Genomic DNA, 16234 nt, shown 5'->3' with positions numbered 1-16234 from the left:
CCTTTAGGCTGACCTCCCACCACAAAGAAATTCTTTATGGTGTTGCCATTCATTACGGGGCTGTAACAAATAGCGAATTTTTCCAGCTTTTACAGAGGCGCCCAACGGACGCTCTCTGTAAGGGGCTGGCCCCTATTAGCCTTGACGCTGCTTGTGACGTGGCTCAGCGCTGCAGATTACCCGCAGAACGCCCTTGCGACGCACGATTTTGCAGTTACGGCAGATCTTTTTTACAGAAGCGCGTACTTTCATGACCTTACCTCAATTCAATCAAACTGCGAGCAGGTGACGCACTAGCGACGACCGTAGCCTTGCAGGTTCGCTTTTTTCATCAAGCCCTCGTACTGGTGTGACAACAGATGCGATTGTACCTGTGCCATAAAGTCCATCACTACTACTACAACGATCAGCAGTGAGGTACCCCCCAGATAGAAGGGAACGTTAAACCCAACCACCAGGAACTGCGGCAGCAGGGATACCAGTGCGATATACACAGCACCTACCAGAGTGAGTCGGGTCAACACACTATCGATATAGCGGGCTGTCTGCTCACCTGGACGAATACCAGGTACATAGGCACCAGACTTTTTCAGGTTATCTGCAACTTCATTCGGGTTGAACATCAACGCCGTATAGAAGAAACAGAAGAAACCAATCAGCAGTGCGAACAGAATAATGTTCAGCGGCTGCCCTGGCCCCAGCTGCAATGCCATCCACTGCAGAATTTGGGCACCGACACCTTCACCACCCTGTCCAAACCACTGTGCCAGCGTCGCTGGGAACAGCAGGATACTGCTGGCGAAGATCACCGGAATAACACCGGCCATATTCACCTTCAGAGGCAGGTGGCTCGCCTGCGCAGCTGGTGCTGCGGAGTAGCGACCGGCTTGTCGCCTAGCGTGGTTGATCGTAATTCGGCGCTGACCGCGCTCCATTACTACAACAAAGAACACCACAGCTAAAGCGATAACACCGATGATAAGCAGCATAAGAATATGCAACTCACCCTGTCGGGCCTGCTCGAACGCCTGTCCGATAGCGCCGGGTAACCCAGCAACGATACCGGCAAAAATCAGCATGGAAATGCCGTTGCCCACACCGCGCTCAGTGATCTGCTCACCGAGCCACATCATGAATACGGCACCGGTCACCAGCGACGTTACCGCCACAAAGTAAAAACCAAACGCAGGCTCAGATGAGTAAGCCAGATTTTGCCCTGCCAACCCAAAGGTCATGCCGATACCCTGAATCAGGGCCAACACCACCGTCAGATAACGGGTGTACTGGTTGATCTTACGCCTTCCGGCCTCCCCTTCTTTCTTCAATGCTTCCAGAGAGGGAGTCACCGCACTCATCAACTGCATAATGATGGATGCGGAGATGTAGGGCATGATGCCCAGAGCCAGAATACTCATCCTTTCCAGGGCGCCGCCTGAAAACATGTTAAACAGACCAAGGATGGTTCCCTGATTCTGATTAAACAGATTTGACAGCTTTTCCGGATCAATGCCGGGCACCGGAATATGTGTTCCCAAGCGATAAACAAGTATCGCTAGAAACAGAAAACGAAGGCGAGCCCAGAGCTCGCCCAATCCCTTGCTGTTGCCCAGGGGATTTCCACCGGATCCTGGTCGTGCCATTGGCGCCTCGATTAGTCTTCTATTTTACCGCCAGCAGCTTCGATAGCCGCCTTTGCACCTTTGGTCACTCCCAGCCCCTTTACGGTTACAGCTTTAGTCAGCTCACCTGAGAGAAACACTTTGGCGCGTTTAATATGGCTGCCGATGATATCGGCATTCTTCAGCGCTGCCAAATCGATTACGTCACTTTCTACCTTGGCCAGCTCTGCCAGACGTACTTCTGCGGTGAAGCGAGAAACACGAGCGGTGAAACCGTACTTAGGCAGACGCTTCTGCAAAGGCATCTGACCGCCTTCGAAGCCCGGACGAACGCTGCCGCCGGAGCGCGCTTTTTGACCTTTGTGGCCGCGGCCACCGGTCTTACCTAAACCACTACCAATACCACGGCCAACGCGCTTGGCGCTGTGCTTGTGGCCTTGTGCGGGAGACAGGTCATTCAAACGCATGTTATTCCCCCTCAACCTTAACCAGGTAGTTTACTTTGTTGATCATGCCGCGCACGGAAGGAGTATCTTCCACTTCCACTGTGTGGCCGATGCGGCGCAGGCCCAGACCCGCAACGCACGCCTGATGACTTTTCAGGCGTCCGTTGATGCTTTTGGTCTGGGTGACTTTAATGGTCTTCTTAGCCATGGTCTTAACCCACCAATAACCTTAAATCTGGGCTGTGATTAGCCCAGAATCTCTTCGACTGATTTACCGCGCTTGGCAGCTACATCTTCCGGGCTCTGCATTTGATCCAGAGCTTTGAAAGTTGCACGTACTACGTTCACCGGATTGGTAGAGCCGTAGCACTTAGCCAGTACGTTGTGTACACCAGCCATTTCCAGTACGGAGCGCATGGCACCGCCGGCAATTACACCGGTACCCTGGGAGGCGGGCTGCATGTAAACCTTGGAACCGCCGTGGCGACCATTGGTAGCGTACTGGATGGTGTCACCATTCAGCTCTACCTGGATCATATTGCGGCGTGCAGCTTCCATCGCTTTCTGGATCGCAACAGGCACTTCACGCGCCTTGCCACGTCCGAAACCGACACGACCATTGCCGTCGCCAACTACGGTCAGTGCGGTAAAGGCGAAGATACGACCACCTTTAACAGTCTTGGCAACGCGGTTGACCTGGACCAGCTTCTCCTGCAGGCCTTCGTCGTTGCTTTTCTCTTTCTCTCTAGCCATAACTCAACCCTTAGAATTTCAGACCGGCTTCGCGGGCAGCGTCAGCCAGAGCCTTTACACGGCCATGGAACTTGAAGCCACTACGATCGAAGGCAACTTCTTCAACACCAGCGGCTTTCGCGCGCTCAGCGATCAGTTTGCCAACCGCGGAAGCGGCGTCGACGTTACCGGTTTTACCTTCGCGCAGGTCCTTGTCCAGGGTAGAGGCGGAAGCCAATACCGCATTGCCTTCGGCAGACAGGATCTGTGCGTAAATGTGACGCGGTGTGCGGTTCACGGTGAGGCGAACGGCGCCCAGCTCACGGATCTTGGCGCGGGCACGACGTGCACGACGCAAGCGAGATGCTTTCTTAACGTTCATATCTATGCCCTATTTACTTCTTCTTGGCCTCTTTGCGATACACGCGTTCATCGGCATAACGGACACCCTTACCTTTGTAGGGCTCCGGCGGACGGAACGCACGGATCTCAGCGGCCACTTGGCCCAGCAGCTGTTTATTGCTGCTCTTAAGTACGATTTCAGTCTGGGATGGCGTTTCCGCAGTCACACCTTCCGGCAACTGATAATCGATCGGATGGGAGAAGCCCAGGGTCAGGTTAACCGCTTTACCGGCGGCTTTCGCACGATAACCAACACCCAGCAACTGCAGCTTCTTCTCGAAGCCCTTGCTTACGCCTATCACCATGTTATTGACCAGAGCACGGGTAGTACCCGCCAGCGCTTTGGCCTGTTTGGAGTTATTGCGCGCGGCAAAAGTCAGCTGGCTTTCAGCCTGGCTTACTTCTACATCACCGTGAATAACCATATCCAGGTTACCGCTACCGCCTTTAACAGCGATGTTCTGACCTTTCAGGTCTACGGTAACACCTGCGGGGAGAACTACCGGACTATTTGCTACTCGAGACATTGCAACCCCCGCTTAGAATACGGTGCAAAGCACTTCGCCACCGACACCAGCCTGGCGTGCAGCGCGATCAGTCATCACACCATTAGAGGTGGAAACGATCGCGATACCCAGGCCACCGCGTACGGTAGGCAGAGCTTTTTTACCAGTGTAAGCGCGCAGGCCCGGACGGGAAACGCGATTCAGCTCGGCAATAACCGGCTTGCCCTGGAAGTATTTCAGAGCAATGGTCAGTTCCGGCTTTGCGCCTTCGCTTACATTTAAATCAGTAACGTAACCTTCGTCTTTCAGGACTTTGGCCACTGCTACTTTCAGTTTGGATGATGGCAGGGTGACTTCCGCCTTTCCGCGTGCCAGGGCATTGCGGATGCGAGTCAGCATATCTGCCAACGGATCTTGCATACTCATCTTATGAGACTCCTCAAATCTGCCTTAAACCAGCTGGTAATTACCAGCTGGACTTCACGAGGCCAGGAACATCACCACGCATCGCAGCTTCGCGAAGCTTGTTACGGCACAGGCCGAACTTGCGGTATACAGCGTGGGGGCGACCAGTAATACGACAGCGGCGTTGCTGACGTACCGGGCTTGCATCGCGCGGCATTTTCTGCAGCTTGAGTTGAGCCTCCCACTGCTCCTCTTCGGAAGCAGTGGAACTGGCGATGATCGCCTTCAGCTCTTGACGCTTTTCGGCGTACTTAGCTGCGGTTCGAGCGCGCTTGTTTTCGCGCGCAATCATGGATTTCTTCGCCATGGAATCCTCTTAACCCTTAAAAGGGAAGTTGAACGCTTTCAGCAGCGCACGACCTTGATCGTCGTTTGCGGCTGTAGTGGTAATACAAATATCCAGACCGCGGAGCTTGTCTACTTTGTCGTAGTCAATTTCCGGGAAGATGATTTGTTCAGTCACGCCCATAGAGAAGTTACCGCGGCCGTCGAACTGCTTCGGGCTAATGCCACGGAAGTCGCGGATACGCGGAATCGCGATATCAACCAAACGCTCCAGGAACTCATACATGCGCTCACCGCGCAGAGTTACCTTGCAGCCGATCGGCCAACCGTCGCGAATCTTAAAGCCCGCAATAGACTTGCGCGCTTTAGTAACGATGGGCTTTTGACCAGTAATTGCTGTCATATCGTTGACAGCGTGCTCCAGCACCTTCTTATCACCAATCGCTTCACCAACACCCATGTTGATGGTGATCTTGGTGATGCGCGGCACTGCCATCACATTCTCGAGACCAAGCTCTTCTTTTAGCTTGGCCACGAGGTCCTTAGTGTAGAGCTCTTTAAGCTTTGCCATGATCTACCAACCTGCTTTTGCGTCAAGAGCCTTAGATGGCTTCGCCGCTGGATTTGAAGACGCGAATCTTAGTGCCGTCTTCCAGTACTTTAAAGCCCACCCGGTCAGCCTTCTGGGTGTTAGGGTTGAAGATGGCTACGTTGGAAGCTTGGATAGCAGCTTCTTTCTCAACGATGCCACCAGCAATACCCATCTGTGGGTTTGGCTTTTGGTGCTTTTTGATCATCTGTATGCCGGAGACAATCAGGCGGCCGTCGTTCAGTACTTTACGTACTGAACCACGTTTGCCCTTGTCACGACCGGCGATAACGATCACTTCGTCGTCACGCTTGATCTTGCGCATAACTCTTCTCCGCTCGAGGCCTAGATAACTTCGGGAGCGAGGGAGATGATCTTCATGAACTTCTCACCGCGCAATTCGCGAGTTACCGGACCAAAAATACGGGTGCCAACCGGCGCCAGTTGCTGGTTCAGCAGCACCGCTGCGTTATCGTCAAATTTAATCAGGGAACCGTCCGCGCGACGCACACCTTTTTTGGTGCGAACCACAACGGCGTTCATTACCTGACCTTTCTTCACTTTACCGCGGGGAATGGCTTCCTTAACGGTTACCTTAATAATGTCGCCCACGCCGGCATAACGACGATGGGAGCCGCCCAGCACCTTGATGCACATGACGCGGCGAGCCCCACTGTTGTCAGCTACTTCTAAGTAGGATTCCGCTTGAATCATTGTCTCTCTCCGAAACCTTTCAATTCGGCAGTCAATGCGCTAGGGGTTATACCTTCGCCGCACGCTCTACAATTTTCTGCAAAGCCCAAGATTTGCTCTTGGACAGCGGACGAGATTCCTCGATGGTTACAACATCGCCGATGCTGCAATCATTGTTCTCGTCATGTGCCTTAAGCTTTGTGGACTTGTTTACAATTTTGCCGTAGATCGGGTGCTTAACACGGCGCTCGATCAAAACGGTGATGGTTTTATCCATCTTGTCACTCACGACCTTACCGGTCAGAGTACGCTTCAGTTTTGCTTCAGCCATGATTAGTTACCTGCCTTCTCGGTCAACACAGTCTTTATGCGAGCAATGTCGCGACGAGTCTGCTTCAGCAGATGAGTCTGAGCCAGCTGACCGGTGGACTTTTGCATACGAAGCTTGAATTGAGCTTCGAGCTGGTTCAGCAGTTCCTGGTTCAGCTCTTCAACTGACTTTTCGCGTAGATCTGCAGTCTTCATTACATCACCGAACGCTTAACGAAAGTTGTTTTTACAGGCAGCTTGGCCGCAGCAAGTGCGAAAGCCTCACGAGCCAGCTCTTCGGACACACCCTCCATCTCATAGAGGACTTTGCCCGGCTGGATCTGAGCTACCCAGTATTCAACGCCACCTTTACCTTTACCCATACGGACTTCGAGGGGCTTATTGGTAATTGGCTTGTCCGGAAACACGCGAATCCAGATTTTGCCGCCACGTTTAACGTGACGAGTCATTGCGCGACGAGCCGCTTCGATCTGGCGCGCAGTAATGCGACCGCGACCGATGGCCTTGAGGCCAAACTCGCCAAAGCTCACTTTAGAGCCGCGCTGAGAAAGACCGCGGTTGCGACCCTTCTGTACCTTGCGAAATTTTGTACGCTTTGGTTGCAGCATCTGCGTACCCCTTATTTAGCAGCTTTCTTGCGGGTCTTAGCCGGCTTCTCATCGGGCATTTCGTCACCGATGACTTCGCCTTTAAAGATCCACACCTTGATACCGATGATGCCGTAGGTAGTCATCGCTTCAGCAGTGGCGTAGTCGATGTTGGCACGCAGGGTGTGCAGAGGCACACGACCTTCGCGGTACCATTCGGTACGTGCGATTTCCGCACCACCGAGACGACCACTTACCTGAATTTTGATACCTTCAGCGCCCTGACGCATAGCGTTCTGTACGGCACGCTTCATCGCGCGACGGAACATTACGCGGCGTTCCAGCTGCTGGGCAACGTTCTGGCCAACCAGAGCGGCGTCCATATCAGGCTTGCGCACTTCTTCGATGTCGATGTGCACAGGTACGCCCATCTGCGCACTTACGTCGTTGCGCAGACGTTCTACGTCTTCACCTTTTTTACCGATCACGATACCCGGACGCGCAGTGTGAATAGTCACACGAGCGGTGTTCGCCGGACGTTCGATCTCGATACGGCTCACAGAAGCGTGGGCCAGTTTTTTGCGAATAAATTCGCGAACTTTCAGATCCGTGTACAGCTTGTCTGCGTACTCGTCGCTGCCGGCATACCAAACAGAGGTATGCTTTTTAACGATACCCAGACGAATGCCGGTAGGATGTACTTTTTGTCCCATGGTTTTCTCGCCTGCTCTCTTATTTCTCGGCCACTTTCACAGTGATGTGACAAGTACGCTTAAGAATGCGATCTGCACGACCTTTCGCACGCGGTTTAATGCGCTTCATGGTCATACCTTCGTCCACAAAAATTGTGGAAACCTTCAGCTCGTCAACGTCAGCACCTTCGTTGTGCTCAGCGTTGGCAATGGCCGATTCCAGTACTTTCTTGACGATCGCCGCACCCTTTTTATTGCTAAATGCAAGAATATCCAGGGCTTCTTCAACGCCTTTGCCGCGAACCTGATCAGCTACCAGTCGCGCCTTTTGCGCCGATAGACGTGCGCCGCGTAATTTTGCTGCTACTTCCATCTTTTTAACCTCGGCTTAGCGCTTCTTCGCTTTCTTGTCCGCAGCGTGACCGCGGTAAGTGCGGGTAGCAGCGAACTCGCCCAGTTTATGGCCAACCATTTCTTCGTTAACCAAAACGGGCACGTGTTGACGACCGTTGTGAACGGCAATCGTCAGTCCAACCATTTCCGGCATAATCATGGAACGGCGGGACCAGGTTTTAATCGGTCGACGATCGTTTGCTTCAATCGCCGCCTCCACCTTCTTGATCAAGTGCAGATCAATAAAGGGACCTTTTTTTAATGAGCGTGGCACTGTCGATTCCTCTCTAGCTGCTCAGACATCGCGCGGCTTACTTGCCGCGACGACGTACAATCATCTTATCGGTGCGCTTGTTCTTGCGCGTTTTCTTACCCTTGGTCGGAACGCCCCACGGAGTAACAGGGTGACGGCCACCAGAGGTACGACCTTCACCACCACCGTGCGGGTGATCTACCGGGTTCATCGCCACACCGCGAACGGTAGGACGAACACCACGCCAGCGTGCAGCACCAGCTTTACCCAGCTTGCGCAGGCTGTGCTCGGAGTTGCTCACTTCACCCAGGGTTGCGCGGCACTCAGCGAGAACCTTGCGCATTTCGCCGGAACGCAGACGAATAGTCGCGTACTGGCCTTCACGGGCTACCAGCTGTACAGAAGCACCCGCAGAACGGGCCAACTGAGCGCCTTTACCAGGCTTCAGCTCGATACCGTGAATTACAGAACCCACCGGAACGTTGCGCAGAGGCAGGGTGTTGCCCACAGCAATCGGTGCGGCATCGCCGGACTGAATGGTGGCGCCAGCCTTGAGGCCTTTCGGTGCGATAATGTAACGACGCTCACCATCCGCGTAACAAACCAGAGCGATATGTGCGCTGCGGTTGGGATCGTACTCCAGACGCTCAACTTTAGCCGGGATACCGTCTTTGTTGCGCTTGAAGTCGATTACGCGGTAGTGCTGCTTGTGACCACCGCCGATATGACGAGTGGTGATACGACCGTTGTTGTTACGGCCACCGCTTTTACTCTTGCTCTCTAAAAGAGGAGCGTAAGGAGCACCCTTGTGCAGGTCGGGGTTAACAACCTTAACCAGGTGTCGACGGCCGGCGGAGGTCGGTTTTGTTTTTACAATTGCCATTGTAACAGTCCCCTTTACTCAGCAGCTTCAAAGTTGATGTCGCTGCCTTCGGCCAGGCGAACGTAGGCTTTTTTCCAATCGCTGCGACGGCCCATGCCGTAGCGGGTACGCTTGGTTTTACCTTTAACGTTCACGGTGCGAACCTGCTCAACAGAAACGTTAAACAGCTTTTCAACCGCGGCCTTGATCTCAGCTTTTTCGGCATCGGTGGAAACCTTGAAAACTACCTGGTTGGCGCTATCGGCCAGCACAGCAGCTTTTTCGGAAATTACCGGGCCCAGCAGTACTTTGTAGAGTCGCTCTTGGTTCATCCCAGCACCTCTTCAATTTTCTTGAGCGCAGAAACGGTAACCACGACCTTATCAAAGCGAATCAGGCTTACTGGATCGATCGCCTGCACATCACGAACATCGATTTTGTGCAAGTTGCGAGCGGCCAGGTACAGGTTTTCGCTAACCTCTTCAGTCACGATCAGCGCATCGGACAGGTCAAACTGAGCCAGTTTGCTAACCAGTTGCTTGGTCTTGGGCGCGTCCACATCGAAGGACTCAACCACTATCAAGCGCTCCTGACGAGCCAGCTCAGACAGGATGCAGCGCAGTGCAGCGCGGTACATCTTTTTGTTCAGCTTAACGCTGTGATCACGCGGGTCAGCGGCGAAAGTTACACCACCGGAGCGCCACAGCGGGCTGCGGATAGTACCGGCACGTGCGCGGCCAGTACCTTTTTGGCGCCAGGGCTTTTTACCACCACCGGAAACATCAGAACGGTTCTTCTGCGCCTTGGTACCCTGACGAGCGCCAGCCATGTAGGCGACAACTGCCTGGTGTACCAGATCTTGGTTGAACTCACGTCCGAAAGTCACTTCAGAGACAGCTACTGTGCCTTTAGCGCCTTCGGGAGTAGCGATATTCAGTTCCATATCTAATTCCCCTCAGACTTAGGCTTTTACTGCCGGACGAACGATAACGTTGCCACCGGGAGCACCGGGAACAGCGCCTTTAACCAGCAGCAGGTTGCGTTCGGCATCGACACGAACTACTTCCAGGTTCTGCACGGTTACACGCTCAGCACCCATGTGTCCGGCCATTTTCTTGCCTTTCCATACGCGGCCAGGAGTCTGGCACTGACCGATAGAACCGGGAGCGCGGTGAGACAGAGAGTTACCGTGGGTTGCGTCCTGAGTACGGAAGTTCCAGCGCTTAACGCCACCCTGGAAGCCTTTACCCTTGGAAGTGCCGGTTACGTCGATCTTCTGGCCAGCTTCAAAGCTGCTTACAGTGATTTCAGAACCGATTTCGAAAGTCTCTTCGGAAGCGTCAGTACGCAGTTCGAAAAGATTAGTGCCAGCCTCTACATTGGCTTTGGCGAAGTGGCCCGCTTCGGGCTTGGAGACACGGGAAGCCTTACGGTTACCCACTGCTACTTGAACAGCGGCATAGCCATCGGTTTCCACAGTTTTCACCTGGGTGACGCGATTCGGAGCAACCTCAACAACGGTTACCGGAATGGATACGCCATCTTCAGTGAAGACGCGAGTCATGCCGCTCTTGCGGCCGACAATACCTATAGTCATCTTATTAACCTCTCAGTGCACGGGGCTTTAACCCACTGCGGCCGCCCAATTTCAGAGCGTTACACTACCCAGACCTTTTTCGCCTGGGGTTCGGTAGTTAGTTAAAAGTGTTTAGCCGAGACTAATTTGGACCTCAACACCGGCCGCCAGATCGAGCTTCATCAGCGCGTCGACGGTTTTCTCGGTAGGCTCAACGATGTCCAGCAAACGCTTGTGAGTACGGATCTCATACTGGTCGCGAGCGTCTTTATTAACGTGCGGGGAAATCAGTACGGTGTACTTCTCTTTGCGAGTCGGCAGCGGGATAGGACCGCGAACTTGTGCGCCAGTGCGCTTAGCCGTCTCTACGATCTCCTGAGTAGACGCGTCGATCAGCTTGTGATCGAAGGCCTTCAGGCGAATTCGGATACGTTGACCCTGCATGGAATCAAACTCCAACTTATGAACTAAAGAACGTCCTTTCTCGCAACCCCGAGGGCGGGCGAAAAGGAGCGCGAATTCTACGGGGCGTACAAGAGGCTGTCAACTGTACAGCATGATCAAATTTCAATCGGCTCAAACTACAATGGAGTACCTTAGGTAAATCGAGGGTAACGACATGACTATTGCTGCGAGATTGAGTCAATACTTGAATGACCAGTCAGTTGACTACCACCTAATACAGCATCCCCACACTCGCACCAGTCGAGAAAGCGCCCACGCTGCTCATGTGCGCGAAGACCAGGTAGCCAAGGCAATCCTGTTGCGCGATAAGGAGGGGTTCGTGATGGCGGTAATACCCGCCAGCAGCAGCCTGGATCTACGCGCAGTGCACACTGAAACTGGCCGCAACGACCTGGAGATGGTCGCAGAAAATGAGCTGGGATCGGTCTTCCCAGACTGCGAGCTGGGCGCCCTACCCCCTGTCGGCCAGGCTTATGGCATTACTACTCTGATAGACAGCGGGCTCAGCCGCTGTGAGACGATCTTTTTTGAGGCGGGTGACCACGAAGAACTGGTAGAAATGAATGGACCACAATTCAATAAACTGTTTGCCGGGTGTCGAAGCGCTGATCTTAGTAAGGACTGGCCATAAGCAACCCTAGAAGCAGAAGGATTTGAAATATCAGCCTGAATAAGGCGCCACAAAGAAATGTAATCCTGTGGTGCTGCTCAAGCCAGAGCCACAGGATTCTGACCAGCAAACACTGCCTTCCACCAACCTATCCAATTAGATAAGCACCCCACCAGCTACCAGGCTAGACCAGCAAATCGCTGGGCACAGGGATATTTGTTTTAACTACCACAAACATCTCTGCAAAACACAAAACAAATACATACCCTGAAGAGGTTTTAGCTTGTAAAGCAGGACACCTACGCTACTTAAAGCCCTGCAGAGCCACAATGAGAACACAGCAAATGCTAACGCTCAAAAAGCTATACACAAGATAAAACAACCCCCAATTTAACTCTCTCCAATACGCTATCGCGAATAAATATCCCTCAAATAAAGCCTTTATAAATCTTTATCAAATTGCACAACTACAGCTACGCTCATCATAAATTACGAGGCTAAACTTGAACCTCTCCGACAACCTTTTTTACGGTTTTTCTTTGCAAGCACTTGCCCACAAAACTCTCCCGAGCAGCCAATTCAAATAAACACTTAACAGGCTGCATTGGCGAGAAAAAACAAAAAAATATCGGCAAAAAAAAACCGCAGCGCGTCCGCTGCGGTTTTTTATTTAGATCAAAAGTAACTATTACTCAATGATCTTGGCAACAACGCCCGCACCTACGGTACGACCACCTTCGCGGATAGCGAAGCGCAGGCCGTCTTCCATGGCGATCGGAGCGATCAGGGTAACAACCATTTGAATGTTGTCGCCCGGCATTACCATTTCAGTGCCTTCCGGCAGCTCAACCGCACCAGTTACGTCGGTAGTACGGAAGTAGAACTGAGGACGGTAGCCTTTAAAGAACGGGGTGTGACGACCACCTTCGTCCTTGGACAGGATGTACACTTCCGCTTCAAACTTGGTGTGCGGAGTGATGGAGCCCGGCTTAGCCAGTACCTGACCACGCTCTACTTCGTCACGCTTGGTGCCACGCAGCAGCGCACCGATGTTCTCACCAGCACGACCTTCGTCGAGCAGCTTGCGGAACATTTCAACACCAGTACAGGTAGTGGTGGTGGTTTCTTTAATACCAACGATCTCAACTTCGTCGCCAGTGTTGATTACACCACGCTCTACACGACCGGTTACTACGGTACCACGACCAGAGATGGAGAATACGTCTTCGATCGGCATCAGGAACGGCTGATCTACTGCACGCTCCGGCTCAGGGATGTACTCGTCCAGAGTTTCTACCAGCTTCTTAACAGCGGTAGTACCCATTTCGTTGTCGTCTTCGCCGTTCAGGGCCATCAGAGCGGAACCAACGATGATCGGAGTGTCGTCACCTGGGAACTCGTACTGGTCCAGAAGTTCGCGAACTTCCATTTCTACCAGCTCGAGCAGCTCTTCGTCGTCTACCATGTCCGCTTTGTTCAGGAATACAACGATGTAAGGTACACCTACCTGACGGGACAGCAGGATGTGCTCACGAGTCTGCGGCATGGGGCCGTCAGCAGCGGAACATACCAGGATAGCGCCGTCCATCTGAGCAGCACCGGTGATCATGTTCTTAACGTAGTCGGCGTGTCCCGGGCAGTCTACGTGCGCGTAGTGGCGAGTCGGGGACTCGTACTCAACGTGAGAAGTAGCGATGGTGATACCGCGCTCACGCTCTTCCGGAGCATTGTCGATACCGTCAAAAGCAACAGCGTCACCGCCCCATACTTCCGCACATACGCGGGTCAGAGCAGCGGTCAGGGTGGTTTTACCGTGGTCAACGTGACCGATGGTGCCCACGTTCACGTGGGGCTTGGAACGTTCAAACTTTTCTTTTGCCATCTTTAGATGTCCTCTAGCTAAAAGTTTGCCAAAGGGGCCCCAGCTGTTGGCCCGGCCCCCTTTGAGCAGAAGTTAATTAGGCTTTGTTCTTGGCGATGATCTCATCGGCAACGTTTTTCGGCGCTTCGGAGTACTTCAGGAATTCCATGGTGTAGGTAGCACGGCCCTGAGTAGCAGAACGCAGGTCGGTTGCGTAACCGAACATCTCTGCCAGAGGCACTTCTGCGTTTACCACCTTACCAGCGGGGTTGTCTTCCATACCCTGGATAAGGCCGCGACGACGGTTGAGGTCGCCAACTACGTCACCCATGTTCTCTTCTGGAGTTACTACTTCCACCTTCATCATCGGCTCAAGCAATACCGCGCCACCCACAGAGGAGAGCTTCTTGGTCGCCATAGAACCGGCGATTTTAAACGCCATTTCACTGGAGTCCACATCGTGGTAGGAACCGTCATACAGAGTCGCTTTCAGGCCTAGCAGCGGGTAGCCAGCCAGAACACCGTTTTGCATCTGCTCTTCGATACCTTTTGATACCGCAGGGATATATTCCTTAGGTACTGCACCGCCCACGATTTCGTTAACGAATTCCAGGCCTTCTGCGGACTCATCCTCAGCGGGCTCGAATTTCACCCAAACGTGTCCGAACTGACCGCGACCACCGGACTGACGAACGAACTTACCTTCGATCTCAGAGGTGTTACGGATCGCTTCGCGGTAGGCCACCTGAGGCTTACCGATGTTCGCTTCAACATTGAACTCGCGACGCATACGGTCGACGATGATGTCCAGGTGCAGCTCACCCATACCAGAGATAATGGTCTGGCCAGTTTCTTCGTCGGTCTTCACGCGGAAAGACGGGTCTTCCTGGGCCAGCTTGCCGAGGGCAATACCCATTTTTTCCTGGTCCGGCTTGGACTTGGGCTCAACCGCTACGGAGATTACCGGCTCTGGGAATTCCATGCGCTCCAGAACAATTTTGTTGCTCTCGGCACACAGGGTGTCACCAGTGGTCACGTCTTTCAGACCAATCGCAGCTGCGATGTCACCCGCCAGTACTTCTTTAATCTCTTTACGATCGTTGGAGTGCATCTGCACCATACGACCAACGCGCTCTTTCTTCATTTTTACGGAGTTGTATACCGCAGTACCGCTCTCCAGCTTACCGGAGTAAACGCGGAAGAAAGTCAGGGTACCAACGAAGGGGTCGGTAGCAATTTTGAACGCCAGAGCGGCGAACGGAGCATCATCGTCGGCTTCGCGAGTCTCAACGGTTTCGCCGTCTTCCAGCGTACCTTCGATCGCCTTTACTTCAGTCGGCGCCGGCAGGTATTCGATAACCGCGTCCAGCATGGCCTGCACGCCCTTGTTCTTGAACGCAGAGCCGCCCAGAACCGGTACGATTTCATTGGCCAGGGTACGCTGACGGATAGCTGCCTTGATCTCTTCTTCGGTCAGCTCACCCTCTTCCAGGTACTTTTCCATCAGTTCTTCGCTGGCTTCAGCGGCCGCTTCTACCAGGTACTCGCGCATTTCGTCGCACTCGTCCTGCAGCTCAGCGGGGATGTCAGCGTAGTCGAAGGTCATGCCCTGATCGGCTTCATTCCACAGAATGGCCTTCATTTTCACCAGGTCAACAACACCCTTAAACTCGTCCTCAGCACCGATGGTCATTTGCAGCGGTACGGCGTTCGCGTTCAAACGATCTTTCAGCTGGTCCACAACGTTGCGGAAGTTCGCACCGGCGCGGTCCATTTTGTTCACGAATACCATACGCGGCACGTGGTATTTGTTGGCCTGGCGCCAAACGGTTTCAGTTTGCGGCTGAACACCAGAGGAACCACACAGTACAACAACCGCGCCGTCGAGTACGCGCAAGGAGCGCTCTACTTCAATGGTAAAGTCAACGTGTCCTGGGGTGTCGATGATGTTTACGCGGTGCTGATCGAACTGCTGCTGCATGCCAGCCCAGAAACAGGTGGTTGCAGCGGAGGTGATAGTAATACCACGCTCCTGCTCCTGCTCCATCCAGTCCATGGTTGCGGCGCCTTCGTGCACCTCACCAATTTTGTGGGACAGACCAGTGTAGAAAAGTACGCGCTCAGTAGTGGTGGTTTTACCGGCGTCTACGTGGGCACAGATACCGATGTTACGGTAGCGTGCGATAGGCGTTTTACGTGCCACAGTTGTATCCTCGATATAACGGCAAAAGGCAGCCTGGAAATTTCCGTGCTGCCTTTCGGTATTAATTTCCGATGTTGGTAATCATCAGACTTAGAAGCGGTAGTGAGAGAACGCCTTGTTGGCTTCCGCCATGCGGTGTACATCTTCACGCTTCTTGACCGCGCCGCCCTTGTTCTGAGCTGCATCGATCATTTCATTGGCCAGGCGCTGAGCCATAGACTTCTCGCCGCGTTTGCGGGAGAACTCTACCAGCCAACGCATTGCCAGAGCCGTACGGCGCGAGGGGCGCACTTCTACAGGCACCTGATAGGTCGCACCACCAACACGGCGGGATTTAACTTCCACCATAGGCGCGATGTTTTCCAAAGACTCTTCAAACACTTCGATCGGGTCTTTGTTCAATTTTTCAGAAATAGTATCAAGGGCACCGTATACAATGCGCTCTGCTACTGATTTCTTGCCGCTGATCATGACGTGGTTCATGAACTTGGCTAGGGTGACGTTCCCGAACTTGGGGTCGGGCAGTACTTCGCGCTTAGCGACTACTCGTCTTCTCGGCATGGGAATTGCCTCTCTTCAGGGTTATTCTGAGACGCCGCCGTAAAACCTTACAATCCGGCGAGCTCAGCCTTACTCCGGTTGGAAACCGAAACGCAAATCGTTAA

27 protein-coding genes are annotated in these 16234 nt (G+C 53.3%); 1 reads left to right on the top strand and 26 read right to left on the bottom strand.

From position 1 onward, the window contains the following. Window positions 1-135: 135 nt before the first annotated feature. The 23 genes from rpmJ to rpsJ form a co-directional block, all read right to left on the bottom strand. Window positions 136-252 carry a 50S ribosomal protein L36 gene (gene rpmJ, locus ACJJIO_RS12515; protein ID WP_010133825.1) on the bottom strand — a complete coding sequence of 39 codons (117 nt, stop codon included), beginning with the start codon at window positions 250-252 and terminating at the stop codon, window positions 136-138. 41 nt (window positions 253-293) lie between these two features. Beyond that, window positions 294-1640 carry a preprotein translocase subunit SecY gene (gene secY, locus ACJJIO_RS12510; RefSeq protein WP_444883684.1) on the bottom strand — a complete coding sequence of 449 codons (1347 nt, stop codon included), beginning with the start codon at window positions 1638-1640 and terminating at the stop codon, window positions 294-296. Window positions 1641-1651: 11 nt separating this feature from the next. Further along, window positions 1652-2086 (bottom strand): 50S ribosomal protein L15, encoded by a 435-nt coding sequence (rplO, locus tag ACJJIO_RS12505; RefSeq protein ID WP_020411403.1) that lies wholly within the window; start codon window positions 2084-2086, stop codon window positions 1652-1654. Window position 2087: 1 nt separating this feature from the next. After that, complete coding sequence (gene rpmD, locus ACJJIO_RS12500) at window positions 2088-2273, bottom strand: 50S ribosomal protein L30 (protein WP_020411402.1); 186 nt, start codon at window positions 2271-2273, stop codon at window positions 2088-2090. Between the two features lie 38 nt (window positions 2274-2311). After that, window positions 2312-2818, bottom strand: coding sequence for a 30S ribosomal protein S5 (gene rpsE / locus ACJJIO_RS12495; protein WP_444908645.1), 507 nt, complete (start codon window positions 2816-2818; stop codon window positions 2312-2314). A 10-nt stretch (window positions 2819-2828) separates the two neighbouring features. Next, window positions 2829-3179 (bottom strand): 50S ribosomal protein L18, encoded by a 351-nt coding sequence (gene rplR, locus ACJJIO_RS12490; protein ID WP_252084417.1) that lies wholly within the window; start codon window positions 3177-3179, stop codon window positions 2829-2831. Between the two features lie 13 nt (window positions 3180-3192). Beyond that, window positions 3193-3726, bottom strand: a complete 534-nt coding sequence (rplF, locus tag ACJJIO_RS12485) for a 50S ribosomal protein L6 (protein WP_444908644.1) — start codon at window positions 3724-3726, stop codon at window positions 3193-3195. A 12-nt stretch (window positions 3727-3738) separates the two neighbouring features. Then, window positions 3739-4131: a 30S ribosomal protein S8 gene (gene rpsH, locus ACJJIO_RS12480; protein WP_252084415.1), complete on the bottom strand. Its 393-nt coding sequence runs from the start codon at window positions 4129-4131 to the stop codon at window positions 3739-3741. 40 nt (window positions 4132-4171) lie between these two features. After that, window positions 4172-4477, bottom strand: a complete 306-nt coding sequence (gene rpsN / locus ACJJIO_RS12475) for a 30S ribosomal protein S14 (protein WP_020411397.1) — start codon at window positions 4475-4477, stop codon at window positions 4172-4174. 9 nt (window positions 4478-4486) lie between these two features. Beyond that, window positions 4487-5026, bottom strand: a complete 540-nt coding sequence (rplE, locus tag ACJJIO_RS12470) for a 50S ribosomal protein L5 (RefSeq protein ID WP_020411396.1) — start codon at window positions 5024-5026, stop codon at window positions 4487-4489. A 31-nt stretch (window positions 5027-5057) separates the two neighbouring features. Then, window positions 5058-5369 (bottom strand): 50S ribosomal protein L24, encoded by a 312-nt coding sequence (rplX, locus tag ACJJIO_RS12465; protein ID WP_108731661.1) that lies wholly within the window; start codon window positions 5367-5369, stop codon window positions 5058-5060. Between the two features lie 20 nt (window positions 5370-5389). Then, window positions 5390-5758, bottom strand: coding sequence for a 50S ribosomal protein L14 (rplN, locus tag ACJJIO_RS12460; RefSeq protein ID WP_067151032.1), 369 nt, complete (start codon window positions 5756-5758; stop codon window positions 5390-5392). Window positions 5759-5804: 46 nt separating this feature from the next. Continuing rightward, window positions 5805-6068 carry a 30S ribosomal protein S17 gene (gene rpsQ, locus ACJJIO_RS12455; RefSeq protein ID WP_108731660.1) on the bottom strand — a complete coding sequence of 88 codons (264 nt, stop codon included), beginning with the start codon at window positions 6066-6068 and terminating at the stop codon, window positions 5805-5807. Between the two features lie 2 nt (window positions 6069-6070). Next, the gene (rpmC, locus tag ACJJIO_RS12450; RefSeq protein ID WP_020411392.1) at window positions 6071-6262 is read right to left on the bottom strand and encodes a 50S ribosomal protein L29; all 192 of its coding nucleotides are present in this window, start codon (window positions 6260-6262) and stop codon (window positions 6071-6073) included. Next, window positions 6262-6675 carry a 50S ribosomal protein L16 gene (gene rplP / locus ACJJIO_RS12445; protein ID WP_020411391.1) on the bottom strand — a complete coding sequence of 138 codons (414 nt, stop codon included), beginning with the start codon at window positions 6673-6675 and terminating at the stop codon, window positions 6262-6264. Before rplP ends, rpmC begins: the two co-directional genes overlap by 1 nt. Window positions 6676-6686: 11 nt before the next feature. After that, window positions 6687-7367 carry a 30S ribosomal protein S3 gene (rpsC, locus tag ACJJIO_RS12440; RefSeq protein WP_444887952.1) on the bottom strand — a complete coding sequence of 227 codons (681 nt, stop codon included), beginning with the start codon at window positions 7365-7367 and terminating at the stop codon, window positions 6687-6689. Window positions 7368-7386: 19 nt separating this feature from the next. After that, a complete protein-coding gene (gene rplV, locus ACJJIO_RS12435; RefSeq protein WP_020411389.1) occupies window positions 7387-7719 on the bottom strand; it encodes a 50S ribosomal protein L22 in 333 nt (110 codons plus the stop codon). 15 nt (window positions 7720-7734) lie between these two features. Continuing rightward, window positions 7735-8013, bottom strand: coding sequence for a 30S ribosomal protein S19 (rpsS, locus tag ACJJIO_RS12430; RefSeq protein WP_020411388.1), 279 nt, complete (start codon window positions 8011-8013; stop codon window positions 7735-7737). Between the two features lie 37 nt (window positions 8014-8050). After that, entirely contained in the window at window positions 8051-8875 is an 825-nt protein-coding gene (rplB, locus tag ACJJIO_RS12425; RefSeq protein WP_020411387.1) for a 50S ribosomal protein L2, read from the bottom strand. A gap of 14 nt (window positions 8876-8889) precedes the next feature. After that, window positions 8890-9186, bottom strand: a complete 297-nt coding sequence (gene rplW / locus ACJJIO_RS12420; RefSeq protein WP_152451143.1) for a 50S ribosomal protein L23 — start codon at window positions 9184-9186, stop codon at window positions 8890-8892. Beyond that, entirely contained in the window at window positions 9183-9797 is a 615-nt protein-coding gene (rplD, locus tag ACJJIO_RS12415; protein ID WP_252084413.1) for a 50S ribosomal protein L4, read from the bottom strand. Before rplD ends, rplW begins: the two co-directional genes overlap by 4 nt. 18 nt (window positions 9798-9815) lie before the next feature. Continuing rightward, window positions 9816-10451: a 50S ribosomal protein L3 gene (rplC, locus tag ACJJIO_RS12410; protein ID WP_252084412.1), complete on the bottom strand. Its 636-nt coding sequence runs from the start codon at window positions 10449-10451 to the stop codon at window positions 9816-9818. Window positions 10452-10562: 111 nt separating this feature from the next. Continuing rightward, window positions 10563-10874, bottom strand: coding sequence for a 30S ribosomal protein S10 (rpsJ, locus tag ACJJIO_RS12405; RefSeq protein WP_010133849.1), 312 nt, complete (start codon window positions 10872-10874; stop codon window positions 10563-10565). A gap of 175 nt (window positions 10875-11049) precedes the next feature. Here rpsJ and ACJJIO_RS12400 point away from each other — a divergent pair, with 175 nt between their 5' ends. Further along, entirely contained in the window at window positions 11050-11526 is a 477-nt protein-coding gene (locus ACJJIO_RS12400; protein ID WP_444883681.1) for an aminoacyl-tRNA deacylase, read from the top strand. A 667-nt stretch (window positions 11527-12193) separates the two neighbouring features. Here the strand turns inward: ACJJIO_RS12400 and tuf are convergent. The 3 genes from tuf to rpsG all read right to left on the bottom strand — a co-directional run bounded on the left by tuf (window position 12194) and on the right by rpsG (window position 16130). Beyond that, window positions 12194-13387, bottom strand: a complete 1194-nt coding sequence (gene tuf, locus ACJJIO_RS12395) for an elongation factor Tu (RefSeq protein WP_252084404.1) — start codon at window positions 13385-13387, stop codon at window positions 12194-12196. Between the two features lie 76 nt (window positions 13388-13463). After that, window positions 13464-15569 carry an elongation factor G gene (gene fusA, locus ACJJIO_RS12390; RefSeq protein ID WP_252084410.1) on the bottom strand — a complete coding sequence of 702 codons (2106 nt, stop codon included), beginning with the start codon at window positions 15567-15569 and terminating at the stop codon, window positions 13464-13466. Between the two features lie 90 nt (window positions 15570-15659). Next, on the bottom strand, window positions 15660-16130 hold the full coding sequence (gene rpsG, locus ACJJIO_RS12385) for a 30S ribosomal protein S7 (RefSeq protein ID WP_143729448.1): 471 nt from the start codon (window positions 16128-16130) through the stop codon (window positions 15660-15662). Window positions 16131-16234 lie beyond the last annotated feature (104 nt).

It is taken from the genome of Microbulbifer mixtoriginis (SeqCode) (assembly GCF_052467235.1).
The sequence above is the reverse complement of the archived record's forward strand: the minus strand, read 5'-3'. Positions and strand labels throughout refer to the sequence as shown.